The organism is Pseudarthrobacter sp. MDT1-22 (assembly GCF_054511035.1).
This window is the reverse complement of the sequence record NZ_JBTNDK010000058.1, coordinates 1-5,546: the sequence shown is the minus strand read 5'-3', so window position 1 is coordinate 5,546 and position 5,546 is coordinate 1. Positions and strand designations below refer to the sequence as shown.

The 5,546-nt window shown below is 54.9% G+C and carries 2 rRNA genes; both read left to right on the top strand.

The features are described from left to right. Positions 1-185 precede the first annotated feature (185 nt). Positions 186-1,709: ribosomal RNA gene (locus ACX80M_RS20735) — 16S ribosomal RNA — on the top strand. A 557-nt stretch (positions 1,710-2,266) separates the two neighbouring features. Beyond that, positions 2,267-5,415: ribosomal RNA gene (locus tag ACX80M_RS20730) — 23S ribosomal RNA — on the top strand. Together the 16S and 23S rRNA genes form the textbook arrangement of a ribosomal RNA operon. Positions 5,416-5,546 lie beyond the last annotated feature (131 nt).

The following is a 5,546-nucleotide window of genomic DNA, read 5'->3' as shown; positions in this document are numbered from 1 at the left end:
TGTGTCTGTTGTTTGAGAACTCAATAGTGTGCCAAGTTTGTTGATACCAATTTATTGTATTGAATTGGTTGAATTGACTGGATCCGCCACCCCGTGGTGTGGTCTGGTTTTTACAGCTGGTTTCAAATTTTGTGCAGCCATTTTATCCTGTTATTTCCGGGGTTGGTGGTTGTGTCTGTTTTACTTCAACGGAGAGTTTGATCCTGGCTCAGGATGAACGCTGGCGGCGTGCTTAACACATGCAAGTCGAACGATGAACCTCACTTGTGGGGGGATTAGTGGCGAACGGGTGAGTAACACGTGAGTAACCTGCCCTTAACTCTGGGATAAGCCTGGGAAACTGGGTCTAATACCGGATATGACTCCTCATCGCATGGTGGGGGGTGGAAAGCTTTATTGTGGTTTTGGATGGACTCGCGGCCTATCAGCTTGTTGGTGAGGTAATGGCTCACCAAGGCGACGACGGGTAGCCGGCCTGAGAGGGTGACCGGCCACACTGGGACTGAGACACGGCCCAGACTCCTACGGGAGGCAGCAGTGGGGAATATTGCACAATGGGCGAAAGCCTGATGCAGCGACGCCGCGTGAGGGATGACGGCCTTCGGGTTGTAAACCTCTTTCAGTAGGGAAGAAGCGAAAGTGACGGTACCTGCAGAAGAAGCGCCGGCTAACTACGTGCCAGCAGCCGCGGTAATACGTAGGGCGCAAGCGTTATCCGGAATTATTGGGCGTAAAGAGCTCGTAGGCGGTTTGTCGCGTCTGCCGTGAAAGTCCGGGGCTCAACTCCGGATCTGCGGTGGGTACGGGCAGACTAGAGTGATGTAGGGGAGACTGGAATTCCTGGTGTAGCGGTGAAATGCGCAGATATCAGGAGGAACACCGATGGCGAAGGCAGGTCTCTGGGCATTAACTGACGCTGAGGAGCGAAAGCATGGGGAGCGAACAGGATTAGATACCCTGGTAGTCCATGCCGTAAACGTTGGGCACTAGGTGTGGGGGACATTCCACGTTTTCCGCGCCGTAGCTAACGCATTAAGTGCCCCGCCTGGGGAGTACGGCCGCAAGGCTAAAACTCAAAGGAATTGACGGGGGCCCGCACAAGCGGCGGAGCATGCGGATTAATTCGATGCAACGCGAAGAACCTTACCAAGGCTTGACATGAACCGGAAATGCCTGGAAACAGGTGCCCCGCTTGCGGTCGGTTTACAGGTGGTGCATGGTTGTCGTCAGCTCGTGTCGTGAGATGTTGGGTTAAGTCCCGCAACGAGCGCAACCCTCGTTCTATGTTGCCAGCGCGTTATGGCGGGGACTCATAGGAGACTGCCGGGGTCAACTCGGAGGAAGGTGGGGACGACGTCAAATCATCATGCCCCTTATGTCTTGGGCTTCACGCATGCTACAATGGCCGGTACAAAGGGTTGCGATACTGTGAGGTGGAGCTAATCCCAAAAAGCCGGTCTCAGTTCGGATTGGGGTCTGCAACTCGACCCCATGAAGTCGGAGTCGCTAGTAATCGCAGATCAGCAACGCTGCGGTGAATACGTTCCCGGGCCTTGTACACACCGCCCGTCAAGTCACGAAAGTTGGTAACACCCGAAGCCGGTGGCCTAACCCCTTGTGGGAGGGAGCTGTCGAAGGTGGGACTGGCGATTGGGACTAAGTCGTAACAAGGTAGCCGTACCGGAAGGTGCGGCTGGATCACCTCCTTTCTAAGGAGCACCTACAGTCACCTTGCCCCGTGTATGCGGGTGTGGAGGGGTTGTCAGGAGTATATGCCCGTTGCGCGGACGTTTGTTCTGCGGCGGGTGCTCAAGGGTGGAATATCAATGAATAGCGGCCGTTTGTTTCTTTCCTGACCTAGTACGGTGGTTGGTTGTCCTTCGGGATGGCTTCTCTGCCTGGAACGGTGTGGGTTGGGGGTGGGTGGTTTAGTGTTTGGCACACTGTTGGGTCCTGAGGCAACAGGGCCGGGAGGATGGGCTGCAGCTTACGGGTTGTGGTGTGTTTTGTCGGGTTTGTTTGTTTCTGGTTTCCTGGCTGCATCGATCGCACGGTTGACCTTTTGGGGTTGTGTGTGGGGTGTGTGGTTTGGGGTTGTTGTTTGAGAACTACATAGTGGACGCGAGCATCTTTTATAAGAAGCAATTTCCAAGAATTATGAACCTGGATCTGTCCGGGCGTCTGTTGCTGTGGCCTTCGGGTTGTGGTGGTGGTGTCCGGGTGGTTTTCGTGGTTCTCTCGAAAATTAGTTTTTTTGATCTTTTGTGGTCAAGTTTTTAAGAGCACACGGTGGATGCCTTGGCATTAGGAGCCGAAGAAGGACGTAGGAATCTGCGATAAGCCTGGGGGAGTCGATAACCGGACTGTGATCCCAGGGTGTCCGAATGGGGAAACCCCGCCAGGGGCGCGAGCTGCCTGGTGACCCGCATCTGAACACATAGGGTGCGTGGAGGGAACGCGGGGAAGTGAAACATCTCAGTACCCGCAGGAAGAGAAAACAATAGTGATTCCGTCAGTAGTGGCGAGCGAACGCGGATCAGGCTAAACCGTTCCATGTGTGATAGCCGGCGGGCGTTGCATGGGCGGGGTTGTGGGACTTTCCATACCAGTTCTGCCGGACTGGTGAGGTGTGATGTGCAGGCATAGGTGAACGGTCTTGAAAGGCCGGCCAGAGAGGGTGTGAGCCCCGTAACCGAAATGTTTTGTGCCGCCTGGAGAGTATCCCAAGTAGCACGGGGCCCGAGAAATCCCGTGTGAATCTGTCAGGACCACCTGATAAGCCTAAATACTCCCTAATGACCGATAGCGGACCAGTACCGTGAGGGAAAGGTGAAAAGTACCCCGGGAGGGGAGTGAAACAGTACCTGAAACCGTGTGCTTACAATCCGTCGGAGCATCTGCAGCTTGTCTGTATGGGTGTGACGGCGTGCCTTTTGAAGAATGAGCCTGCGAGTTAGTGTTACGTCGCGAGGTTAACCCGTGTGGGGAAGCCGTAGCGAAAGCGAGTCTGAATAGGGCGTTGCAGTGGCGTGATCTAGACCCGAAGCGAAGTGATCTACCCATGGCCAGGTTGAAGCGACGGTAAGACGTCGTGGAGGACCGAACCCACTTCAGTTGAAAATGGAGGGGATGAGCTGTGGGTAGGGGTGAAAGGCCAATCAAACTTCGTGATAGCTGGTTCTCCCCGAAATGCATTTAGGTGCAGCGTTGCGTGTTTCTTGCTGGAGGTAGAGCTACTGGATGGCTAATGGGCCCTACAAGGTTACTGACGTCAGCCAAACTCCGAATGCCGGTAAGTGAGAGCGCAGCAGTGAGACTGTGGGGGATAAGCTTCATAGTCGAGAGGGAAACAGCCCAGACCACCAACTAAGGCCCCTAAGCGTGTGCTAAGTGGGAAAGGATGTGGAGTTGCGAAGACAACCAGGAGGTTGGCTTAGAAGCAGCCATCCTTAAAAGAGTGCGTAATAGCTCACTGGTCAAGTGATTCCGCGCCGACAATGTAGCGGGGCTCAAGTACACCGCCGAAGTTGTGGATTTCAGATATTAGCTAAGCCGCCCCTTGTGGGTTGGTTCAGGCGTCTGGAGTGGTAGGGGAGCGTCGTGTGGGCAGTGAAGTCGCGGTGTAAACCAGCGGTGGAGCCTACACGAGTGAGAATGCAGGCATGAGTAGCGAAAGACGGGTGAGAAACCCGTCCGCCGAATGATCAAGGGTTCCAGGGTCAAGCTAATCTGCCCTGGGTAAGTCGGGACCTAAGGCGAGGCCGACAGGCGTAGTCGATGGACAACGGGTTGATATTCCCGTACCGGCGAAAAACCGTCCATGTTGAACAGGGGATACTAACCGCCCGATACCTGCCCGCCCACCCTTCGGGGTGATGTGGGTTTTGGTGGAGCGCGGGACCTGATCCTGGGAGGCAAGCGTATTAACAGGTGTGACGCAGGAAGGTAGCCAAGCCGGGCGATGGTTGTCCCGGTCTAAGGATGTAGGGCGAACGGTAGGCAAATCCGCCGTTCATGATGCCTGAGATCTGATGGGACCCCCTCACGGGGGGATTTGGTGATCCTATGCTGCCGAGAAAAGCATCGACGCGAGGTTTTAGCCGCCCGTACCCCAAACCGACACAGGTGATCAGGTAGAGAATACTAAGGCGATCGAGAGAATTATGGTTAAGGAACTCGGCAAAATGCCCCCGTAACTTCGGGAGAAGGGGGGCCCCAACCTTGAACACCACTTGCTGGTGGGAGGGGATCGGGGCCGCAGAGACCAGGGGGAAGCGACTGTTTACTAAAAACACAGGTCCGTGCGAAGTCGCAAGACGATGTATACGGACTGACTCCTGCCCGGTGCTGGAAGGTTAAGAGGACCGGTTAGCCCTTGCGGGCGAAGCTGAGAATTCAAGCCCCAGTAAACGGCGGTGGTAACTATAACCATCCTAAGGTAGCGAAATTCCTTGTCGGGTAAGTTCCGACCTGCACGAATGGAGTAACGACTTCCCCGCTGTCTCAACCATAAACTCGGCGAAATTGCAGTACGAGTAAAGATGCTCGTTACGCGCAGCAGGACGGAAAGACCCCGAGACCTTTACTATAGTTTGGTATTGGTGTTCGGAGTGGCTTGTGTAGGATAGGTGGGAGACGTTGAAGCCCGGACGCCAGTTCGGGTGGAGTCATCGTTGAAATACCACTCTGGTCACTTTGGACATCTAACTTCGGCCCGTAATCCGGGTCAGGGACAGTGCCTGATGGGTAGTTTAACTGGGGCGGTTGCCTCCTAAAAAGTAACGGAGGCGCCCAAAGGTTCCCTCAGCCTGGTTGGCAATCAGGTGTCGAGTGTAAGTGCACAAGGGAGCTTGACTGTGAGAGAGACATCTCGAGCAGGGACGAAAGTCGGGACTAGTGATCCGGCGGTACATTGTGGAATGGCCGTCGCTCAACGGATAAAAGGTACCTCGGGGATAACAGGCTGATCTTGCCCAAGAGTCCATATCGACGGCATGGTTTGGCACCTCGATGTCGGCTCGTCGCATCCTGGGGCTGGAGTAGGTCCCAAGGGTTGGGCTGTTCGCCCATTAAAGCGGTACGCGAGCTGGGTTTAGAACGTCGTGAGACAGTTCGGTCCCTATCCGCTGCGCGCGCAGGAAATTTGAGAAGGGCTGTCCTTAGTACGAGAGGACCGGGACGGACGAACCTCTGGTGTGTCAGTTGTACTGCCAAGTGCACCGCTGATTAGCTACGTTCGGATGGGATAACCGCTGAAAGCATCTAAGCGGGAAGCTCGCTTCGAGATGAGATTTCCATACACCTTGTGTGTGAGAGGCCCCCAGCCAGACCACTGGGTTGATAGGCCGGATGTGGAAGCGAGGACTAACGACTCGTGAAGCTGACCGGTACTAATAGGCCGATAACTTACACCACACACCACCCCCGTAAACCTATTCAAAAGAGGTTTGCACCCAGGGGTGGTACGAAGATAACAAGACTGCTTGCGTCCACTATGTGGTTCCCAAACAACAAACCCGACACGGGCACGTTGCAGGGAACAAAAA